This window comes from Neokomagataea thailandica NBRC 106555 (assembly GCF_001598495.1).
GTDB lineage: Bacteria > Pseudomonadota > Alphaproteobacteria > Acetobacterales > Acetobacteraceae > Gluconobacter > Gluconobacter thailandicus_A.
In genome coordinates this window covers 164,899-185,786 of the sequence record NZ_BCZB01000001.1, presented here as the reverse complement: position 1 = coordinate 185,786, position 20,888 = coordinate 164,899, and the positions used below count along the sequence as shown (strand labels likewise).

General features: G+C 53.7%; 21 protein-coding genes. 6 read left to right on the top strand and 15 right to left on the bottom strand.

Annotated elements, in window-relative coordinates; genetic code table 11:
* Window positions 1-19: 19 nt before the first annotated feature.
* From accC to aroQ, 3 genes are read right to left on the bottom strand one after another with little or no spacing between them, the layout of a single operon-like run.
* Complete coding sequence (gene accC / locus NTH01S_RS00800; protein ID WP_068167802.1) at window positions 20-1,372, bottom strand: acetyl-CoA carboxylase biotin carboxylase subunit; 1,353 nt, start codon at window positions 1,370-1,372, stop codon at window positions 20-22.
* Complete coding sequence (locus NTH01S_RS00795) at window positions 1,372-1,824, bottom strand: acetyl-CoA carboxylase biotin carboxyl carrier protein (RefSeq protein ID WP_068167799.1); 453 nt, start codon at window positions 1,822-1,824, stop codon at window positions 1,372-1,374. The genes accC and NTH01S_RS00795 overlap by 1 nt, the downstream gene beginning before the upstream one ends.
* Window positions 1,821-2,270 (bottom strand): type II 3-dehydroquinate dehydratase, encoded by a 450-nt coding sequence (aroQ, locus tag NTH01S_RS00790; protein ID WP_068167798.1) that lies wholly within the window; start codon window positions 2,268-2,270, stop codon window positions 1,821-1,823. Before aroQ ends, NTH01S_RS00795 begins: the two co-directional genes overlap by 4 nt.
* 98 nt (window positions 2,271-2,368) lie before the next feature.
* On the opposite strand from aroQ, the gene NTH01S_RS00785 reads away from it, so the two are divergent.
* Window positions 2,369-3,061: a septal ring lytic transglycosylase RlpA family protein gene (locus NTH01S_RS00785; RefSeq protein ID WP_084366800.1), complete on the top strand. Its 693-nt coding sequence runs from the start codon at window positions 2,369-2,371 to the stop codon at window positions 3,059-3,061.
* A gap of 19 nt (window positions 3,062-3,080) precedes the next feature.
* Here NTH01S_RS00785 and NTH01S_RS00780 read toward each other — a convergent pair whose 3' ends face one another.
* Window positions 3,081-4,196 (bottom strand): YihY/virulence factor BrkB family protein, encoded by a 1,116-nt coding sequence (locus NTH01S_RS00780; RefSeq protein ID WP_245642020.1) that lies wholly within the window; start codon window positions 4,194-4,196, stop codon window positions 3,081-3,083.
* Between the two features lie 385 nt (window positions 4,197-4,581).
* Between NTH01S_RS00780 and NTH01S_RS00775 the strand changes: the two genes are divergently transcribed.
* Entirely contained in the window at window positions 4,582-5,721 is a 1,140-nt protein-coding gene (locus NTH01S_RS00775) for a type III PLP-dependent enzyme (RefSeq protein WP_068167793.1), read from the top strand.
* A 51-nt stretch (window positions 5,722-5,772) separates the two neighbouring features.
* On the opposite strand, the gene NTH01S_RS00770 is transcribed toward NTH01S_RS00775, so the two are convergent.
* From NTH01S_RS00770 to NTH01S_RS00730, 9 genes are all read right to left on the bottom strand, one after another.
* On the bottom strand, window positions 5,773-6,369 hold the full coding sequence (locus NTH01S_RS00770) for a hypothetical protein (protein WP_068167791.1): 597 nt from the start codon (window positions 6,367-6,369) through the stop codon (window positions 5,773-5,775).
* Between the two features lie 145 nt (window positions 6,370-6,514).
* Window positions 6,515-7,738 (bottom strand): molybdopterin molybdotransferase MoeA, encoded by a 1,224-nt coding sequence (locus tag NTH01S_RS00765; RefSeq protein ID WP_068167788.1) that lies wholly within the window; start codon window positions 7,736-7,738, stop codon window positions 6,515-6,517.
* Between the two features lie 64 nt (window positions 7,739-7,802).
* The gene (locus tag NTH01S_RS00760; RefSeq protein ID WP_068168135.1) at window positions 7,803-9,224 is read right to left on the bottom strand and encodes a mannose-1-phosphate guanylyltransferase/mannose-6-phosphate isomerase; all 1,422 of its coding nucleotides are present in this window, start codon (window positions 9,222-9,224) and stop codon (window positions 7,803-7,805) included.
* Between the two features lie 79 nt (window positions 9,225-9,303).
* Window positions 9,304-10,383, bottom strand: coding sequence for a branched-chain amino acid aminotransferase (locus NTH01S_RS00755; protein WP_068167786.1), 1,080 nt, complete (start codon window positions 10,381-10,383; stop codon window positions 9,304-9,306).
* A gap of 80 nt (window positions 10,384-10,463) precedes the next feature.
* Entirely contained in the window at window positions 10,464-12,338 is a 1,875-nt protein-coding gene (gene ptsP / locus NTH01S_RS00750) for a phosphoenolpyruvate--protein phosphotransferase (protein ID WP_157070810.1), read from the bottom strand.
* Window positions 12,316-12,597, bottom strand: coding sequence for an HPr family phosphocarrier protein (locus NTH01S_RS00745; protein ID WP_068167785.1), 282 nt, complete (start codon window positions 12,595-12,597; stop codon window positions 12,316-12,318). Before NTH01S_RS00745 ends, ptsP begins: the two co-directional genes overlap by 23 nt.
* 14 nt (window positions 12,598-12,611) lie before the next feature.
* Complete coding sequence (locus NTH01S_RS00740; protein WP_068167783.1) at window positions 12,612-13,121, bottom strand: PTS sugar transporter subunit IIA; 510 nt, start codon at window positions 13,119-13,121, stop codon at window positions 12,612-12,614.
* Window positions 13,118-14,155 (bottom strand): RNase adapter RapZ, encoded by a 1,038-nt coding sequence (rapZ, locus tag NTH01S_RS00735; RefSeq protein ID WP_084366798.1) that lies wholly within the window; start codon window positions 14,153-14,155, stop codon window positions 13,118-13,120. The genes NTH01S_RS00740 and rapZ overlap by 4 nt, the downstream gene beginning before the upstream one ends.
* A gap of 73 nt (window positions 14,156-14,228) precedes the next feature.
* Entirely contained in the window at window positions 14,229-14,660 is a 432-nt protein-coding gene (locus NTH01S_RS00730; RefSeq protein ID WP_084366796.1) for an HPr kinase/phosphorylase, read from the bottom strand.
* A gap of 130 nt (window positions 14,661-14,790) precedes the next feature.
* On the opposite strand from NTH01S_RS00730, the gene NTH01S_RS00725 reads away from it, so the two are divergent.
* Window positions 14,791-15,141, top strand: a complete 351-nt coding sequence (locus NTH01S_RS00725; RefSeq protein WP_068167781.1) for a RidA family protein — start codon at window positions 14,791-14,793, stop codon at window positions 15,139-15,141.
* A gap of 27 nt (window positions 15,142-15,168) precedes the next feature.
* On the opposite strand, the gene NTH01S_RS00720 is transcribed toward NTH01S_RS00725, so the two are convergent.
* Together NTH01S_RS00720 and NTH01S_RS00715 are read right to left on the bottom strand one after the other, a co-directional pair.
* Window positions 15,169-16,938, bottom strand: coding sequence for a stimulus-sensing domain-containing protein (locus NTH01S_RS00720; protein ID WP_245642038.1), 1,770 nt, complete (start codon window positions 16,936-16,938; stop codon window positions 15,169-15,171).
* A 180-nt stretch (window positions 16,939-17,118) separates the two neighbouring features.
* Window positions 17,119-17,868 carry a response regulator transcription factor gene (locus tag NTH01S_RS00715; protein WP_068167779.1) on the bottom strand — a complete coding sequence of 250 codons (750 nt, stop codon included), beginning with the start codon at window positions 17,866-17,868 and terminating at the stop codon, window positions 17,119-17,121.
* Window positions 17,869-18,087: 219 nt separating this feature from the next.
* On the opposite strand from NTH01S_RS00715, the gene NTH01S_RS00710 reads away from it, so the two are divergent.
* From NTH01S_RS00710 to NTH01S_RS00700, 3 genes are all read left to right on the top strand, one after another.
* Window positions 18,088-18,723: a nucleotide exchange factor GrpE gene (locus NTH01S_RS00710; protein WP_068167772.1), complete on the top strand. Its 636-nt coding sequence runs from the start codon at window positions 18,088-18,090 to the stop codon at window positions 18,721-18,723.
* 69 nt (window positions 18,724-18,792) lie between these two features.
* Window positions 18,793-19,701: a glycosyltransferase family 9 protein gene (locus NTH01S_RS00705; RefSeq protein WP_068167770.1), complete on the top strand. Its 909-nt coding sequence runs from the start codon at window positions 18,793-18,795 to the stop codon at window positions 19,699-19,701.
* Window positions 19,698-20,762 carry a glycosyltransferase family 2 protein gene (locus NTH01S_RS00700; RefSeq protein ID WP_068167767.1) on the top strand — a complete coding sequence of 355 codons (1,065 nt, stop codon included), beginning with the start codon at window positions 19,698-19,700 and terminating at the stop codon, window positions 20,760-20,762. Before NTH01S_RS00705 ends, NTH01S_RS00700 begins: the two co-directional genes overlap by 4 nt.
* The last annotated feature ends 126 nt before the right edge of the window (window positions 20,763-20,888 follow it).

Sequence of the window (20,888 nt, the reverse complement as noted above, 5' to 3'; positions counted from 1 at the left end):
TTTCCTCTACTTTAAAGCATCAACCTTGTGGCGTTTGCGCCGCCACAAACTTTTCCAGCCAGTGAATCGTATAATCACCCTTCTGGAATTGAGCATCTGCCAAAATCTTACGGTGCAGCGGGATCACGGTCTGAACCCCCTCCACAACGCATTCATCCAACGCACGCTGCATACGCGCGATTGCTTCTGCACGTGTCGGTGCATGAACAATCAACTTGGCAATCATGCTGTCGTAATATGGCGGAATACGATAGCCCGCATAAATCGCACTATCCATGCGCACACCAAGGCCGCCCGGTGCATGAAAAACCTTAATCGTACCGGGGCTCGGCGCGAAGGTTTCCGGGTTTTCTGCATTAATACGGCACTCAATCGCATGACCAGAGAACGTAATGTCCGACTGCTCATAACCGAGCTTCTCGCCCGCAGCGATACGAATTTGCTCACGCACCAAGTCCACACCACAGACCATTTCTGTCACGGGGTGCTCAACCTGAAGACGCGTATTCATCTCAATGAAACAGAACTGACCATCTTGGTACAAGAACTCAAGCGTCCCTGCATTACGATAGCCCATCTTCGCGAGCGCATCCGTCGTCGTGCGGCCGATAGCATCACGTTCTTCTGCCGTCAGAGCTGGTGAACCTGCTTCTTCCAACAGCTTTTGGTGACGGCGCTGCAAAGAGCAGTCACGCTCCCCGAGATGCACCACATTCCCATGCGCATCAGCCAGAATCTGAAGCTCGATATGACGCGGACGATCCAGATATTTTTCCAGATAGACTTCATCATTACCAAAAGCCGCACGTGCTTCTGTCCGCGCAACGCTCCAAGCTTCCTCAATCTCATCGGCTGTGTGCGCAACCTTCATGCCGCGCCCACCGCCGCCAGCAGCAGCCTTAATGAGAACAGGGTACCCAACCCGCTCAGCCACTTCCCGCGCTTCCGCAAGACTAGCCAAACCACCATCAGACCCCGGCACCAACGGCACGCCGAGCGCGCGCATCGTCGTTTTTGCCGTGATCTTATCGCCCATCATACGGATGTGCTCACCCGTTGGACCGATAAAGGCAAGACCGTGCTCTTCGACCGTTTCCGCAAAAGACGCGTTCTCAGACAAGAACCCGTAACCCGGATGAATCGCTTCCGCCCCAGTAATCGTTGCTGCAGACAAAATCGCTGCAACATTCAGGTACGAATCACGCGCACTTGGTGGACCAATGCACACAGCCTCATCGGCCAAGCGCACATGCATGGCGTCCGCATCAGCAGTTGAATGCACAGCAACGGTTTTAATGCCCATCTCACGGCAGGCCCGGAGAATGCGCAATGCGATTTCGCCGCGATTGGCGATGAGGATTTTAGAAAACATTATTCGATGATCGCCAGCTTCTCACCAAATTCAACCGGCTGCCCCGATTCGACGAGGTACTTCGTCAGCGTACCTGCGCGTGGTGCTTTGATCTGGTTAAACGTCTTCATCGCTTCGATCAGCATAATGGTCTGACCAGCAGAAACGGACTGTCCTTCCTGCACAAAAGCAGGCGCAGACGGATCTGGGGACAGATACGCCACACCAACCATTGGGCTTGGCACGGCGCCGGGGTGATCAGCAGGCGCAGCAGCAGGTGCCGCCGGCGCTGGAACTGCTGCCACAGGTGCTGCGGCGGGAGCCGGTGCAGCAACGGCCTGCACAGGTGCTGCGCTACGGGCAACACGAATACGGCTATCTTGTTCTGCAATTTCAATTTCGGTCAGGCCGGTATCGGTCAGAATCTCGGCCAATGCCCGAATGGCATCTTTATCCACGAGCATACGGCTCATCCTTCGTCTTCGATCAGGTCAGTAATTGCTTGGAGCGCATGGGCATAACCCCGCACACCGAGCCCACAGATTACACCAATTGCAGCCTGTGAAACATAGGTGTGATGTCGGAATGCTTCCCGGCGGTGAATGTTGGATATATGCACCTCGATAACAGGCAGATCGACGGATAAAAGCGCGTCCAGCAACGCTATCGACGTATGCCCATAAGCCGCAGGATTAATCACAATCCCATCAAACCGCCCTCGGCACTCCTGCACCCAAGACACGAGTTCGCCTTCGATATTCGTTTGCCGAAAATCGATACCAACATCCAACCGCTCAGCCGCCTGAATACAGATCTGCTCCACGTCATCAAGCGTGGCAGATCCGTAGATTCCCGGCTGGCGCAAGCCAAGCATATTCAAGTTTGGGCCGTTCAAAACGGCAATGTGAGGGCGTCTCATTAAGCCGCGCGATAGCACTTTCAGCACGATTGCGAAAGCACCATCGCCCTAAAACTGCCGTTTTTAAGCGTTCAACAACAGGACATGGGTGCTATTCCATGCTAAGAGTAAGGACTTTCCGCCCTATCCTGTTCACTGGAGAAGAACCACTTGCGGTGCCATTTTCGCCTCTAAAACACACCAACATCACGCATAAACTCTGCGCCCTGCTCTTCATCGGCCTCACTCTTCCGATGTCAGCCATGGCAGAAGATACCCCGCCAAACGCAGGTTCAGCGCAACCCGTGCACACAAGCTGGGCCGATTCTGTACGTTCGGCATTGGCACACAGAACGCAACGCTTAAAAGATGATGCCACATGGACACAGCAAGGCATTGCAAGTTGGTATGGGCGGCAATTTCACGGTCGTCGCACAAGCTCAGGTGAAATTTTTAACACCAATGCACTTACAGCAGCACACCGTACGCTTCCCATCGGGACAAAACTCAAGGTCATGTCCGAAGAAACGGGACGTTCTGTCATCGTCACCGTAAACGATCGTGGTCCCTTTAATAGCCGCGTTATCGACTTGTCTCACGCTGCGGCATCACAACTCGGCATGCTCAATAGCGGCACGGCGCATGTCAAAATAGCGCGCGTCACGGACACAAAAACCGATGACGCCCCCATCGAAGTCGCGGATGCTGGCCCGACTACGCCCGAGCCTACCCATCACACCACACATCAACATATCATGACGCAACATGCTAACGTGCGCCGCCCACAGAAAGCAGCACACGTCCGGCACTAAACACACGTAAACGAAAGCCTTACCCGTTCTCCCTCGCCAAAGCCGCTTCTTCTGTCACAGGATCTGCTCGCTCTATGCCTGCAATGCGCGGCTGTATACCCTTCCGGCGATCTTCTAGGGCTGCATTCAACTCAGCCCCCACCAGCACGACATACCCGCTTACAAAAAACCACATCATGATCGCAGCCACCGCCCCTAAAGGCCCATAAGTCGCGCCATAACTCGCAAAATGCCCGACATACCATGAGAAACCCATCGAACTCAGCACCCACAAAACCGTCGAAAGCAAAGACCCGGGAAACACCCAGCGCCAGCCCCCTGCGATGTAACAAGGTCCAAAACGATAGAGTAAACTCATCGCGACAAACACAAACAACAACATCAAAACCGGCGCTGCGATATGCACCACCATGGGAGCACCATAAGACACCAAAAAATCAAATGGTGGCGGCAATGTCCGAAGCCCAAAAACATGCAGCAAAATTTTTGGTAAATGATCAATCAGTGCAGGCGCCGCAACCATTAAAGCTAATGTCAAAGCAGCCCCCAAAATCGTCATGAGAGTGGCCCCTAAGGCCAGCACTTGAAACTTAATGAAGCCACGCGTCTCATCCACATTATACGCCATGTTCAAAGCGGAAAGGATGGCCTTCGTACTCGCAGAAGCAGACCACAACGCAATGGACAAAGAAATCACCAGCCCAATTGTCAAGGATGAGTGAGGCTGACTAACCAGTTGGTGAATACGATCCCCAATTAATGAATAAGCTGCTTCCGGTAAAATATGCTGCAAAACCTGCAATTGTGGCTCAACCGTTTGCAGGTCAAATACCAATCCATACATAGAGATCAAACTGCTAATTGCCGGAAACATCGAGAGCGTCGCATAAAAAGCGCAACCTGCGGCCGAAATAGAGGTCTGCGTAGACCGTACTTCCGACACAACTTGACGCAGCACGAGTTTCCACCCTCCGCCAGACATAGCAATCGGTGAAGTCGCGCCGGTCCCCGGAGCTTCTGGCCCCAACTGACGTGCTACACGCACACCTTCCTCATCCGGCTTAGCAGGCACTACTGCCCCCGAATCAGATGACGCCAAGGAGCGCTCAGCCTGAGAATCTAAGGATGAATTCACACAAAATACCCTCAAAATGCATCATTCTTAAAAAGAGCCACACAGCCGTACAAAACACGCAACAGGTTACGCATTACAATGCTTCATCGTTGCATATTTCTTGCAGGCTTTGCCTCAAATAGGACCAAAAAGACACGGTTTTCCTTACGCATGTGGATTGGTTCTGTTTTCCACTTGCGATTCACACAAGATCGTTTAATACCCCGCGTCACGCAGCAACGCACGTGCCACTGGCCCTCTGAAGGTTACGCAACGACGTCAAGCGTTCTGGCTTAAGGGGCTCATTTTTGGGTTTCCAGCTTTCGCCGGTCCGTTCGACCGTTTCGCAACACACTCGCAGGGCGAGAGCGATCCCTGTTGAGTATGATTTGGGGAATTTGAGTGCATGACTCCCAAAATCACTCGTTTCTTGACTGAACAACAACCTGCAACGCCGTGCCTCGTCGTCGATCTCGACGTCGTGGAACAGCAATATCATAGCTTAACCACAGCTATCCCGCAGGGACGCATTTTCTACGCTGTCAAAGCGAACCCAGCACCCGCCATTCTAAAGCGGCTTGCCTCTTTGGGATCTTGCTTTGATGCCGCCTCGATCCCTGAGATCGAAATGTGCTTGGTCGCTGGCGCTAAGCCCAGCCAAGTCTCTTATGGTAATACCCTTAAGAAGGCTGAGCATATCCGCCAAGCCCACGCTATGGGCATTGACCTCTTCGTTTTTGACAGCGCAGAAGAGCTGGAAAAAATCGCCGCAAACGCCCCTGGCGCGCGCGTTTTTTGCCGCCTCGCCGTCGAAAATGAAGGCGCTGACTGGCCCTTATCACGCAAGTTCGGCACCACGACCGCACATGCGGGAGAGCTGATGCGCCGTGCACCTTCTCTTGGCCTGCATCCTTATGGTCTGTCTTTCCACGTTGGAAGCCAGCAAACAGGTACAGCAGCCTATGACCGTGCCATTGATATTGCCGGTGCCCTCTACCGCAGCCTACGCGCAGACGGTATCGACATCCGCATGCTGAACCTCGGCGGTGGTTACCCAACAAGCTATAACCGTGATGTCCCCGACGTAGAGGCATTCGGCAGCACAATCATGTCAGCCATCGACCGTAACTTCCCAGAAGCGCCACCAGAGCTTCTACTGGAGCCCGGCCGTTACATGGTTGGTCGTGCCGGTGTTGTTTCCACAGAGGTCATCTTGGTCAGCAAACGCGGTGGGGCTGAAAAAGACCCACGCTGGGTCTATCTTGATATCGGACGTTTTGGCGGACTAGCCGAAACGGAAGGCGAAGCTATTCGCTACATCTTCCGCACGCCACATGATGATAGCGACAGCACACGCTCTCCCTGCATTGTTGCAGGTCCAAGCTGTGACGGCGTGGACATCATGTATGAGAAAAATCGCGTTCCACTTCCCAACGCACTCACAAGCGGTGATCGAGTCGAGATTCTCGCAACCGGGGCCTATGTCTCAACATATTGCTCAACTGGTTTTAACGGATTCCCGCCCCTCAGCGAACACTATATCTAAGAACCACGATCATTCCCCCGCTCTTCAACGCGGGGGAATAACCGGTTTTCGTTAAGCGCCCTCACCAGAACGCGGCAACCAATGCCCTGCACCCGCCATACATTCCGCTAAAAGCGTTAAAGCGGTCAGCACGTCTCCTACGGCAACATGGTTAGACAGCACCCTATCCAAAATCTGGCGCACTGTATCAACATCATCATTCTGCGCGGCTCGCACACCATTCACCAACGCATCTTCTGTCAGTGTTAATGCCTGTGCACCGGGACGAGAAATATCGAGCGCAGGATGTTGCGCCTGTTGAAGTTTTTTTTGTGCCTCCGCAAATGCATGCTCCGCAGCGTCAAAAAGAGGCGCAAACACATCTGGGAACATCCCATCTGTCGTACGTGTTTCACGGCATGGCGGCACCCGGAAATGCCCAGATAAGCAGCGAATACTCCACAATGCCAAACGTTCACAGCAGCACATATCCGTCAAACTAGACACGGCCCGCCCCTCTCCTTGAAGACAGGATGGAGGTTGAGGATATGTTGCCTTATTCACCCTGGGGTGCGCCAAGCGGTCCAAGCCACGCCATTGTGCAGAAGCCACCGACACAGTTGGCTGAAATACGCCGCTCTCAGAGGCAAGGGCAATAAAACGAGGCATGGGGAAAACATCTCCGAAACTCAATAGATCCCCTTTTTAAATGAGAATGATTTTCATCTTCAACCGAAAAATGCGTCACAGACAAAAAAAGGCGGCCCTCCCTCACTCAAGGAAGAGACCGCCCCACATCACAGCCTGTCAGACTTCAAACCGGAAAAAACGGAACCGCAGAAGCCCGTGGTTCAACGCCATCTATAATGCCGTCAATCTCAACAAAACCATCAACATCACACAAAGAGCCAAACTCACCGGAGACCACAATATCCTTAGGATAGGCCATAGCACGGCCCGTATCATCATACTGAACCCCAACAGCCACAAACCGGGTCAAACCATTCAATTCCGGCACATGCTCCGCCAGCGCCACACGTGGCGGCGTATCAATGCACCGCTTTTGCGAGCGCTTTAAGAATGGCAGAACATAACGACGCATACACACCGTCACCCCCACCGGGTCTGCCGGCAAACCAAAAACACACTGCCCCTCAGGCCCAACGCCGAACCAAAAAGCAGAGCCTGGCTCCTGCGCGACACCATCAAACACGACGCGCACATCCAACTCTTCCAAAGCACTCGCCACAGCACTTGGTGTCCCAAAAGGCCCCCCCTCACCGAGAATCAGCACATCATGCGTAGCCAATTCTTCCGCCAATGCTTCACGGACATCTTGAAAATCGTTGGGCACATGCCTGCGCTGCCCACGCTTAAACCCAAAACCGTGCAGCGCACCAGTAATGGCATATTCACTCGAACGCCGGAGCTGCCACGGCTCTAAGGGCTCATCATCCTCTTCTCTATCCACAGGAACCAAGCTGTCCCCCACAGCAAACACCCCGATAGAAGGGTCCGCCGCAACCACCACCTCACTCACACCATTAGCGGCCAACACAGCAAGGACTGGCCAACGCAGCACCATCCCCGGCTCTAACAAAGAGGCCTGCGCCTGACATACATCCCCCTGCCGGTCCACAAATGCCCCTTCCTCCGGCACATTTTCAGGCGCAATAAAGACACTGTCACCCCGGCGCTCAACACGCTCGCCCGGTATCACCGTATCCGCCCCTTCCGGCAGGATCGCTCCCGTCATGATTTCTAAACACACACTCCCATCTGGCAATGTCAGAGGCGCTTTACCAGCTCTTTGCCAGCCCACAACCTGCAATATGCCGCTCTCAGGCACATCTGCCCAACGAATCGCAAAACCATTAACGGCTGCCCTGTCACATGGCGGCTGATCTCGCTCCGCCCGCACAACCTGACGCAATGTGCGCCCTACCGCTTTATTTAACGGCACCCGAATAGTGCCAAAATCCCCAGCACTCTCCCATATCAGAGCTTCAGCACGGGCAACGGTGATTAACGCGTTCATAAAGCGGGCTTATCCTCATCATACGCAATGTCAGGAAACGCCCCCATTGGAGCTCTAAGACTCGTCAGTTTCTGGCGTAATCATCCTGAAAACGAATAATATCGTCTTCTCCCAGATACGGCCCAGACTGAACCTCGATTAACGTTAACGGAATTTTACCCGGATTCGCAAGGCGATGACGGCAGCCTAATGGAAGATAAACACTCTCATTTTCACGAACCAAGATCTCATCATCATCGCGCGTCACCACAGCAGTCCCCGCCACAACAACCCAGTGTTCCGCCCGATGGTAATGTTTTTGCAACGACAGCTTGGCTCCCGGATGCACAACAATACGCTTCACCTGAAAGCGCTCCGCTTGTATTAAACTTTCGTAAAAACCCCAAGGACGATGCATCTGATTATGCACCCGTGCTTCCGGCCGCCCTGCCGCCCCCAAACGCGCAACAATTTTTTTCACATCCTGTGCTTTGTCACGATGCGTAATCATCACTGCATCCGCAGTCACCACCACAATCACATCATCAACACCGGATACAGTCGTCACTTTATGATCAGAGCGGACATAACAATTCTGCGCTTGGTCCAAGAAGACCTCACCCAACGCAGCATTACCATGCTCATCTTTTTCGCTCAGATCCCACAAAGCATCCCAACTACCGATGTCTGACCAGCCAAACTGGCCCGGTACTACCGCCGCACGATCCGTCCGCTCCGCAATGGCATAATCCACGGATATATCCGGCGCAGAGCCAAAGGCTTCCACATCCAAACGTTCAAAATCCATATCCGTATGCCGCAACTGCACAGCTTTCTGCACAGAATGAAAGACCTCTGGAGCCAAGCGCTCCATTTCCGCCAGAAAGACACTCGCCCGCGCAATAAACATCCCCGAATTCCACAGAAAACGGTCTGATTTCAGCAACTCTTCTGCCTGATGCAGATCAGGCTTCTCCACAAAACGCGATACCGCAAACACATCCGCCTGCTCCGCCAGTGGTGCGCCCGCTTCAATATAACCATATCCCGTTTCTGGGCGCGTTGGCGTCATGCCAAAGGTCACGATGTAACCTTGCTCTGCGGCCGAAACGGCATCACGCACACGCTCTTGCAGCGCCACTTCATCTTGAATCGCAGCATCTGCGGCCATGACCCACAACACCGCATCAGGGTCTTCTTCCGCCACCAAAAACGCGGCAGCCGCAATCGCTGGGGCCGAATTCCGTCCCACTGGCTCCAACACAATCCGCGCCTGCTCCACCCCAACCTCACGCAACTGTTCGGCCACGATAAAGCGATGCTCTGCATTGCACACAATCACGGGGGCTGCCCCTCCCACCGCACAACCACGCAAAACCGTGTCCTGAATAAGCGTTTTTGTCCCGATTAGAGGCCAAAATTGTTTCGGATAACTCCCGCGTGATACAGGCCAAAGACGGCTCCCCGTACCACCAGACAAAACAACCGGCACAATCTTCTGGGTCATCATACGCCCCACATTTTACGGTATTACGTTCAAATACCTCTGCTTCAACAACACTGCTGAAGCAGAGTACTGTGTGGCCTTAAACGATTGGATGAACCCAACCATAAGAATTATTGCTACGACCTGATTGTAGATTCATCAGCAACTGCCGCATTTTTGCAGACACAGGGCCAATCGTTGCGCCATCACCAAAAACAGCTTCACCCCCGGTCCGGCGAAAGCGCCCAATCGGCGAAAGCGCCGCAGCCGTTCCGCAAGCAAACGCTTCACGATAACGGCCAGACGCAGCGCCTGCAAAAACCTCATCAATATCGAGAAGAGTTTCTTCCACCGTGATCCCATTATCAGCAGCCACACGCAAAAGACTATCACGCGTAATGCCACGCAAAATGGTACCACCCAACGGTGGCGTCACAAGAACACCATCATCACGCACGAACATCACGTTCATGCCGCCCATCTCTTCAATATAGCGACGTTCACGCGCATCGAGGAACAGGACCTGATCACAACCTTGTTCTTTTGCTTCAGCCTGCGCGACGAGACTACCAGCATAATTACCGCCACATTTGGCTTCACCCGTCCCGCCCGGTGCCGCACGCGTGTAATGTTCAGATACCCAAACCGAAACCGCACCACCACTAAAGTAACTGCCAACAGGGCAGGCAATGACAATGAATAAATACTCAGATGCCGGCTTCACCCCAAGGAACACTTCATTCGAAATCATGAAAGGACGCAGGTAAAGCGCCTTACCATCACCCGACGGTACCCAATCCTGATCAATCCGTACCAATGCATCAACAGCCTGTATGAATAGCTCTTCCGGCAGCTCCGCCATACCCATACGCCGCGCTGACTCTGCAAAACGACGCGCATTCGCATCCGGCCGAAACGCTGAAACACGCCCATCTGCCGTACGATAGGCTTTCATCCCTTCAAAAATTTCTTGCCCGTAATGCAGAACCGTCGATGCCGGATCAATGCTCAAAGGCTGGTACGCCGTAACCCGTGCATCGTGCCATCCCTTACCCTCTGAATAACGAATAATCACCATATGATCGGTAAAAACTCGGCCAAAAACAGGGTTTGCCACAAGCTCAGCACGACGCGCTGGATCTGTTGGAGTAGCAGTAGGCTCAATGATAAAGTCGGTCATGCAAGCGCTCTCGGGCTTATGTGGTCCAGATTACGAATGTACTGTGCCACAAAAGAAACCGACTGCCCACACACCACGTTTTAAGTTGCAAAACGCCGCAATACTTCCTGCACGGCATCGGCCTCTGTTGCCAACATTACCTCACGGCGTAGTTGGTCACATTCCTCGAAGCTCACCGTACGAATTAAACGCTTCACACGCGGCAATGACGCTGACTTCATCGAGAAACTACGCACTCCCAACCCGATAAGAAGCGCTACGATCCGCGGGTCAGCCGCCATTTCACCGCAAACGGACAAAGGACGATGCGCCCGCAATGCAGATTCTGCTGTCGTTGCTATCAAACGCAAAACTGCCGGATGAAGCGGGCTATACCGATCAGCAACAGCAGCATCAGCCCGGTTCACCGCCAGCGTGTACATCGTAAGGTCATTTGTACCCAAGGCCATAAAATCAGCATGCTGCACCAAAGCATCAGCGATTAACGCCGCAGCAGGTGTTTCTACCATGACCCCCAAAGGCGGTAACGGTTCCGGCAATTCGACACCTTGGCGGCGCAACCCACGCGCCACACGCTCATAAATCTCCCGTGCGGTCACCACCTCATCCAATGAGGTCACCATGGGCAGCAAAACACGAACTGGACCAATCGCCTCTTCCGTCGGGCTTGCAGCCTTCAAAATCGCAGCGAACTGCGTCTCCAAGACCTCAGGTGCCTTCAAGAGCAACCGAATACCACGCAAACCAAGGGCTGGATTATCCCCGACGACGGATTGCGGCTGATCTGCATAACGCAGGTAATCTTGCCCCTTTTCTCCACCCCAATCGAACACACGGATCGTCACTGGCTGCCCAGCCATACCCTGCAAGACTGTCCGATAAATCGCGGCCTGCCCATCTTCATCGGGTAGGTCATCTTCATCACTAAACAGAAACTCACTGCGTAAAAGCCCAATACCACGCGCACCATTACGCACCAGCATCGGCAGCTCAGACGCCAATTCTAGATTCGCGAGAAGCTCAATACTTTCACCACTACGCAACTCCGCAGGTAAACGCCGGATACGACTAAAAGCCCGCCGTTCCCGCGCTTCACGCGCCGCCGCCTCATGCGCCAGACGTAACTCCGTCGCGTTAGGGTTCACGGTAATGGTGCCCAAATGAGCATCCACCACCAGCATGTCCCCTTCTGCCACCTGTGCCATCAGCCCCGGAACAGCAACAATCGCCGGAATATCCAACGCACGCAGCAAAATCGCCGTATGATCGGCCCCGCCATTCCCTTCCGTTACCACAGCAGCAACACGGGCTGGGTCAATCATCGCAATATCTGCTGGGCGCAATTGCTCCGCCACTAAAACAGAACCCTCAGGCAAGCTTGAGAACGCGCGGTATGAAACCCCCGTCAAGTTTCTCACCAACCGGCGGCCAATCTCTTCAAACTCCCCTGCCAAACGCAAAGAAGCATCCGCCCCAGACGTATCGCTCTCATCCGTCAGGGCCGACGATACCGTCGCTGTTTCCGCCACACGCTGCGCAAGTTCTGCACTGACCTCAGCAACAGCGGCTTCTGCCGTTAGCCCATCCCCCTCCAGCTTTTGGCGTACTTGTCGCGTCAAACGTGACGGGCCAAGCATACGATCATAAACCGTCAGCAAACCTGAAACATCATCACGCCCACCTTCCGGCAGACGCACCAAACGGCGACGTATTTTCTCAATTTGCCGCTGCGCTCGCGCTACGGCTTCATCAAAACGCGCTGCTTCAACATCCGCACCGCGTTGGCTCAAACGCTCCGTAATTTCCGGGAGAGGTAACGTCTCAACACGCCCTGCCGTCCCCAGTCCGATACCTTGTGTAATCGCACGCCCACGCAAAATCCGCGTTTGCTCACGCTTCGCACGCCCACGTGACCGCCCGCGACTTGCTGTTTCAATCACGCTCACCAAACCCATCTGCAATTAATGCTGCCACAGCCTCCAAAGCCGCAGATGCCTGCTCACCATGCGAACGAAGCGTTACCGCTTCCCCCTCGCCCGCACCCAACATCATCAGCCCCATAATCGACAATGCCGAAACGACATTCCCTTCACGCTCAACCGTTGTCTCTGCCTGAAACCGCTCGGCCGTCGTCACCAATTTCGCTGCTGCACGCGCATGCAAACCCAACCGATTTACAATCCGCACTTCACGCACAAAAAGATCTTCCGCCATGATGGGACCAGCCTTCAAGATAAGAGAGAGGAAGCTGCGGGCCGATACCACGTACGCACACGCCGCCGCCGAGGACGTTCCCCCTCAACCGGCGGAACACACGCTGACCGCGGCCCACCTTGCAGACACGGATCCGGCAATTGTGAGGCAGCCGCAATATATTTACGCCCGGCAAGCGTAGCCTTTTCAACGCAACCCGCCAAATCCAAGCATGGGCGTGACTTCGCCAACTTCACCAACATGGGAACATTCGCCCCAGCCAGCACTTCCACACGCCCCGGATTACGTAAAGACAAAGCCAAGTTTGACGGAGAACTACCAAAAATATCTGTAAGGACCAGCACCCCCTCACCTGTATCCAATCGCTGCAAAGAAGCATCAGCCTGCGGACGCAAAGCCACCGGATCATCGTGATCCGTCACCGCAACACACTCAATCTGCGCTTGCGGCCCCACAACATGAACCAAAGTTTCCAGCAGGACTTCACCAAGGCGCCCATGCATAACGAGCAGCACACCAATCATGACGCGGTCCCATCAACTGCGCTGACCGGCGGCACAGCCCAACGCCACGTCGCCACACCCTGTCGTGCCAATTCCCGATGCGTCACCATAAAAGGACCAACTGGAGAAACCTGCGGCAAAACACGCGCCAAAGCCTCCACAATCGTCACAGAACGATGCTTCCCACCACTACACCCCACAGCAATCGTGGCGTATTTTTTACCTTCTTCAACAAAACGTGGCAGCACCAATTCTAACAAATTCATAATACCATCGAAAAACGGAGCATAAGCTTTATCTGTGCGCACATAGGCCGCAACATCTTCTTCCAGGCCAGTACGCGGCTGGAGAGCCGGATTATAGTGCGGATTGCGTAAAAATCGTGCGTCAAAAACCATATCGGCTTCACGGGGCAGCCCTGCAGGATATGCAAAAGACATCAACACAACCGTCAGTCCTTCACCACTCCCATCACCAAAGCGGGTTTCAATAAACCTCTTCAACTCTGGCGCTGGCAAATCTGACGTATCAATAACCGTATCTGCGACAGCCCTTAACGGTGCCAAAATACGGGCCTCTTGTTCAATACCCGGGCGAATAGCACCACTCGCGACCAAAGGATGACGGCGCCGCGTAGCCGTGAAACGCCGCAACAAAACGTCCGGCTCCGCCGTAACATACACCAGCTGAACCTGATTATCCGGCACCGCCTTCAAACGTTCCAGTTCTAACAAAACCCGTGCCGTTTCAAACCCACGGCTTCGGACATCAAGCCCAATCACCAGCCGCTCACCCGGGCGCGGCACCAATGCGCCCAACAGATGTAGTGGCGGATTATCTACAACCTCATGCCCCAAATCTTCCAGCACCCGCAACGTGGTTGATTTTCCAGCACCGGACAGACCTGTCACAATCAGAATATGCCGTAGTTGCGCACAGCCATCATCATGCTGCCCAGAGGGTGTTAGATAAACTGAATCTTCAACCGATAATCGCTCTGGATCTGGCGGTTCCGACGTCACAGTATTGGGTTTGGGGGCGTTGGCCAAAGTCATGAGAACAAAATAGCCATTTTCTGATGTAGAAAAAAAGCTTTTCCATCTCAAACTTTAGAGAAGCGCCCAATCATCACGCTTTCCCTGCCCCTACAACCCACTCATAATCCCCTTGGCATGCTCCAAAAGCAGCTTTCACACGCCACATATCGCCCAGATCATCCCCCTTTAAACGCAAGAGAACACTCCCCGTCACAACATCTCGTTCCAACGCAGGCAAACGCTCCCCCCGCGCACCTAAAAGCACCGACAGTCGCACAGGGACATTCTCCACCACCTGCATGGCCAAAATTCCTACCCCGCGCACTTCAAGATGCCCTCGAATCGTTTCCGGGGCCGTCGCCACCGCTCCATCCAGCACAACACAATCATCCGCAACGAGTGTAAAACCATCCTGTATGAGCGCGAGCGCCATTAATGATTTCCCACTACCCGGTGGCCCATAAATCAAAATTCCAGCGCCATTTAGTGCCACACAACTGGCATGGAGCATCTGTCGAGCCATCTCTTTTCGCCTTTTACGGTTTACCTCAACTTGACACAGGCGGTATGAACGGATCTCTCTTCCTAGGTACGGCCATCACCTCTGGTCGCCGCCTTCCCCCTGTCACTACAGTGGATTTTACTGTTTTCTCATGCTGAATATACGCCTACACCATGACATAACGCTCTATGGCGACAACGTCGCTTGCTCAGATTTCAATGGCTTGAACCCTGAGGGAGAACGCCCCCCCCATCTTGCAGAAGAATGCCGCCAAGCACTCAACGCCATTGCTGACGCCCTAGACACCCACGACCTCACCCTGCGCGATACGCGCCATCTCATTGCCATGCTGCGCGCTGGGGAAGATTACACACACTGCCAGCACATTATCGAAACCGCCCTCACCGCCACACATCCAGCTATGACGCTCCGCATTGTGCCACGGTTCCCTAACCCTGAGCAGCGCATTGCTCTCAGTGTCGTAGCCTCTTATCCCGCATAACATTTCTCCCTCACGACAAGGTGGGTGTTAGCCGGCACTCGGCAAGCGCACCACAAAACATGCACCCCGTACCTCCCCTGTTGGCCCCACTACGTTTTCTGCGAATAAACGCCCGCGCAGCGCATTGATAATCTGCCGACTAATGGCCAGACCAAGCCCGGAATGTTGCCCAAAATGCTCAGATTGGGGACGCTCCGAATAAAACCGATCAAAGATATTCTCCAGTTTCCCAGCAGGTATACCCGGCCCCTGATCGCTCACCGCAATCTCAATAACACTCCCCGTCCCCGGCCCTGTTCCCGCCACATCACGACAGCTCGCATGCAGCGCAATCACCCCGCGCGGCGGAGAGAAGGAAATGGCATTCCCAATCAAGTTCCGCAGCACCTGTACCAAGCGATCTTCCACCGCCAGAGCACGCAGTGCTGGCCCATTCTCTGGCACATCTAGCCGCAAGATCGGATCATCATCTTTGCGGGTCGTCTGGTGCATTTCCACCAAAATGGACAAGAGTGCCACCACCGAAACAGGCTCCAACCGCGCACGTGACAATTCTGCATCAATACGGCTTGCATCAGAAATATCCGTGATTAAACGATCCAGTCGTTTCACGTCACTGGTCATAATAGACAACAGCCGCTCACGCCGATCCGCCAACGCAATGCGCGGCAATGTCTCCACAGCCGACCGAATAGACGAAAGCGGGTTTTTAATTTCATGACTCACATCAGCCGCAAAACGCTCAATATCATCCATCCGCGCCCATAATGCTAAGGCACTGCCCCGCAATGACCGCGCCAAAACACCGATCTCATCACGCCGTATGAGCAATTGCTCTGGCACCACATCACGGCGCCCATCCGACTCTCTCATCTCCCGCGATGCACGCGCCAAACTCAATAACGGACGCGCAATTGTACGAGACAGATACCAAGAGAGCAGAACCGTCACCATCAATGCGCCCAAAAACAAAGAAAGGATCGATGAACGCACCTCAAAGAGTGAGCGATCCACTTCTGGCGCTTGCCGTGTCAGTTGAATAATCCCCACCGTCAAACCATCATGAATGACCGGTTCAACAACAGTAATAGCCAATTGATGGTCAGGCAGGCGGCGAATATAAGGGGGTAGCTCCGCTTGACGCGGGGCAACCTGCACAGCCTCATTCGCATGACCACTCACTGGCGTCTCAGGGATCGGGTCAGGCGTGTCGAGCGTGACAATCCCTTCACTGGACGTCAACGGCAATAACGACACAAGCCAGTCATAAAAAGCCTCAACAGAACGCCCCGTTGACGCATGAGCATCCCCCCCACCATCACTGACTAACGGTGGTATCGCTCCATCCGTATGCGCCTCATGCTGCACCGCAGGAGATGATGTCGTCCCACGTTCCGAGCGCACCACAGAATGAATACGACGATCTTCACGACTATCCGCCACCAGCTTTCCGTCTGGATCGAATAAACGCGCTGTCGCATTCGGGCTTGGCTCAGTCAGTCGTGTCAAAAATGAACGCGCCAAAGCTGCGTCCAAAACATAATCTTCACCCGGTAAACTCCGCACCCCACGCGGAGCTGGCTTTGCCGCGAACTGCCCTACAGCACCGGCATAAATATGCGCCTGCTCCCGCAAAGCATTCACGTCTGTTTCCAGCAAAGAGTTCTGGAACTGATCCAGAAACAACAACGTTACAGCCAGCAAAGCTAACGGCAAGATATTAAGCAGTAAAATCCGGACCAAAAGCGGCGTCATCGCACGACGTTTAGGCAGAGCATGCATCATCCGCCGCTTCATCGCACCAATATGGAAAAAACGCCGCACCATACCGGGGCGGCGGCGCGCCTCCAGAACATGACGACGGGCCTGCCCTTGTTCTCGCCGTTCTTCATCACGCATCGGCGACAATGACCCGTCACTCACACATGCTCTCCTAATACCTTCAATCGTCGTAAGACCTGGATCGCAAAACTGACATCACTCGTCGCGGTAGCGATACCCAATCCCGTAAAGGGTTTCGATATAATTGAAGTTATCATCAACCTGCCGGAACTTCTTCCGTACACGCTTGATATGGCTGTCAATGGTACGGTCATCGACATAAATATTATCGCCATACGCCGCATCAATAAGTTGATCCCGCGACTTCACCATACCCGGACGAAACGCCAAGGCTTTCACCAGCAAAAATTCGGTCACGGTCAAAGCGATATCCTGACCATTCCATAAACACTGATGGCGGGTTTCATCGAGCGATAATTGCCCACGCACCAAGGCCGCCCCGCGCGTGGTAGTCCCTGTTGCTTCGGCCCGGCTCGCATCCTGTCGGCGCAATAGCGCACGAATGCGTTCAATCAACAAACGCTGGGAGAAAGGCTTAGTGATGTAATCATCCGCCCCAAGACGCAGACCCATCAATTGGTCCAATTCTTCATCTTTAGACGTCAGAAAAATCACAGGTAACGTCGAGCGCGCACGCAAACGCTGAAGGAGTTCCATGCCGTCCATACGCGGCATTTTCACATCCAGCACAGCCAAGCTAACCGGGCGGGACATCATCCCCTGCAGCGCACTCTCTCCATCCGTATAGGTATGAACGATGAACCCTTCCGCTTCGAGGGTCATCTGCACCGAGGCTAAAATGTTACGATCATCATCCACCAGAGCGATGATAGGCGCTGCCGGTGACGGCGGCGGTGAGGACGAGAAAGGGCGAGTGCTCTCCATGAAAGAGATCCGTCTCCTGAAGATAAAGAAAAGAACGTTGCATCCGTATCACGGATAGTCACACCCTATTTCGGGCCTATAAAAAGGCATTTCAATGACATCCACGCCAGTTGCAAGCCCTCTTTCGCTGCTTACCCCTTGCCTTCGGAGCAATCGGCGTTATGTCCTTGTGGAGAACGGGGCCGCTTGTCGGCCCGTCCCACAGAGAAAGGTCGTGACATGACAGACCAAAACCAGAATCCGGAAACGGCCCACGACGTGCCTGAACAGGGCGTTGAGACCAACGGAACCCATGAAGACACCACGATTGCTGGTGAACACGAAGTGGAAGATACGTCTCCTGAAGCACGTATCGCTGCACTAGAAGCTGAAGTTGCTGAACTCAAAGACCGCTGGGTCCGTTCAGAAGCGGAAGCACAAAACATCCGCAACCGCGCAAAACGCGATGTGGACGATGCACGTCAATACGCTATTCAGAAATTTGCGAAAGACGTAGTGGAAGCCGCTGACAACATTCAGCGCGGCATTGCCTCTCTTCCGGCAAAGGCAGAAGGTGAAGATTCGCTCGTTGCCAAACTGCGCGAAGGCTTTGAGAGCACTGAGCGCTCATTCCTCGGCATTTTGGAACGTAACGGCATCACCCGTGAAGACCCAACGGGCAAGCCGTTCGACGCGAACCTGCACCAAGCCATGGCTGAACAGCCATCGGACGAGCACGAGCCAGGCCATGTCATGCAAGCATGGACGCCAGCATGGCTGCTCAAAGGTCGCCTCCTGAAGGCTGCTATGGTTATCGTTGCTAAAAGCACACCAAACGCAGAAAAGGCCACAACCGGCCTTGATACGTCTGCGTAATTAGAACGCTGTGTTCTCTGCTCACATGGTCATTATGACATGTGAGCAGAGCCACATCGTGCTACCAAAATCATGCGTCTTCTCATCATTAAACTCGGCGCCCTTGGCGATTTTGTGCAAGCTTTTGGAGCTTTTTCCTCCATCAGAGCAGCCTTCCCAACGGCACATATCACATTGCTCACCACGGCTCCTTTTGTCGCTCTTGCGCAAAGCTGCCCTTGGTTTGATGAGATCGCTCTGGACCCACGTCCGTCTCTCAAGCGCCCACGCGGCCTTTTAACATTAGCCCGCCTTTTTCGCGCTCAAAACGTCGTCTTTGATTTACAAACCTCTAGCCGTTCATCCCGCTACCATCAGTTTGTCACGCGCGGAACACAATGGTCCGGCATTGCTCCTCGTTGCAGCATGCCCCACGCGAATCCGCACCGTAACGACATGCACACTCTCGCCCGATTGGATGATCAGCTACGCGCGGCACATATCACACCACTCCCCCGGCAAGTCCCCAGTTGGCTGACAGAACAGGGCCCACACATCCCAAAACCTTACGCCGTACTCGTACCCGGCGCTGCCGCACATCGCCCGCAAAAGCGATGGCCCGTTGAACGCTTTTGTGATGTGGCACAACGCATTACCCAACGCGGAGTTTTGCCCGTAATCGTCGGCACATCAGCCGAAAAATATTTAGCTACCTCCATACAAACCGCCTGCCCCCATGCCGTAGACCTCACAGGACAAACCAGCCTACCAGAGCTCGCTGGCGTGTTGCACCGTGCGCACTATGTCATTGGCAATGATACGGGCCCTCTGCACCTCGCAGCAGCTATGGACACACACATCATAACCTTGTTCAGTCAGGATAGTGACCCACGCCTAGCTGCCCCACTCACCATTACCCCTGGACGGACGCACATCATCTCTGCTGCTGATTTAGCAACGATCCACCCAGACCGCTTGGAGGCTCTGCTCCCGCCATGACCCGAATTCGCTGCATCACCATGCAAAAGAACGAAGCCGATCTTTTAGAACCATGGTTGCTGTGGCACGGAGCACTCTTTGGATTTGAAAACCTCACAGTCATCGATAACGGCTCTACCGAGCCAAACGTCAAACGCATTCAAAACCGATACAAAAAACGCGGCGTGACGGTTATCAATCACTATAAAACGTATGATGATTTCTTAAATAAAGGCGCCATATTCCAAGAAGTCATTCAAAAATGGGACCAAGAAAGTAATTACGACTTTGCACTCCCTATGGACTGTGACGAATTCATCGCTGTTTTTCTCGACCGACTCTCCGTTCAGCCCGATGATATTTTGGCGGAATTTGCTAATCTCAAAAATGAACGCGCGACACTGGTTACAGACCGAATCCTACTGAATGTGCCCAACGCACCCGGTTATTTTCGGCCACAAAACATACCCCGCGCCCTTTTCCACGCCCAGACAATTGAAGGGCTCGACCGGGGCTTACACTCACCCATCAGTCGATACCACGAGCGCTGCGTCCGTACCCCTTTCGTATATCTCCATCTGCACAACCGCCCAGATTATGAAGCAATCAAACGCTTCGCCCGCCAGAAACTCAATACGCCGGACGGTGCAACACCCGAACAGTTAACCCACCAGCACCCCCACACGCAGGCCGGGCACCATCTATTTCATTTTTTTCAACGCGATCAGGCAGCCTTTCTCGAAGACTACCAAAACCATCCTGATATTTACGCACCCAGCATCATCACGCGCTTTCAGACCCTTGGAATTGATCCCACCCCCCTTTTCGGCGCAGCACTTTGCCCTCAATTTCCAATCCATGCCCCCCAAGGCTTCATGGCACATCGCCGCCATGATCAAGGTCAAACTCACGAATACGTACTGTTTGATGCCCTAGCCTACGCCCATAACAACCAAGACGTCGCCGCTGATGCCTATTATGGAATCTGGCCTCTCATACACTTTATGGATGCTGGCTGGCATGAAGGACGAGCCCCCAATCCTGAAGGAATCCCTCCTCTCATCTTCACAACACAACATTAAACGCATCTTTCTCGTTGATTTTCCGCTGCGTAGGTCTTGCGACATAAGACAGAATGAGGCCATTTAGCCCATTCCACATTTATGCCATTAAGCGCAGCCTTGCGTTTAAATGCCTTGTTTTCTCAA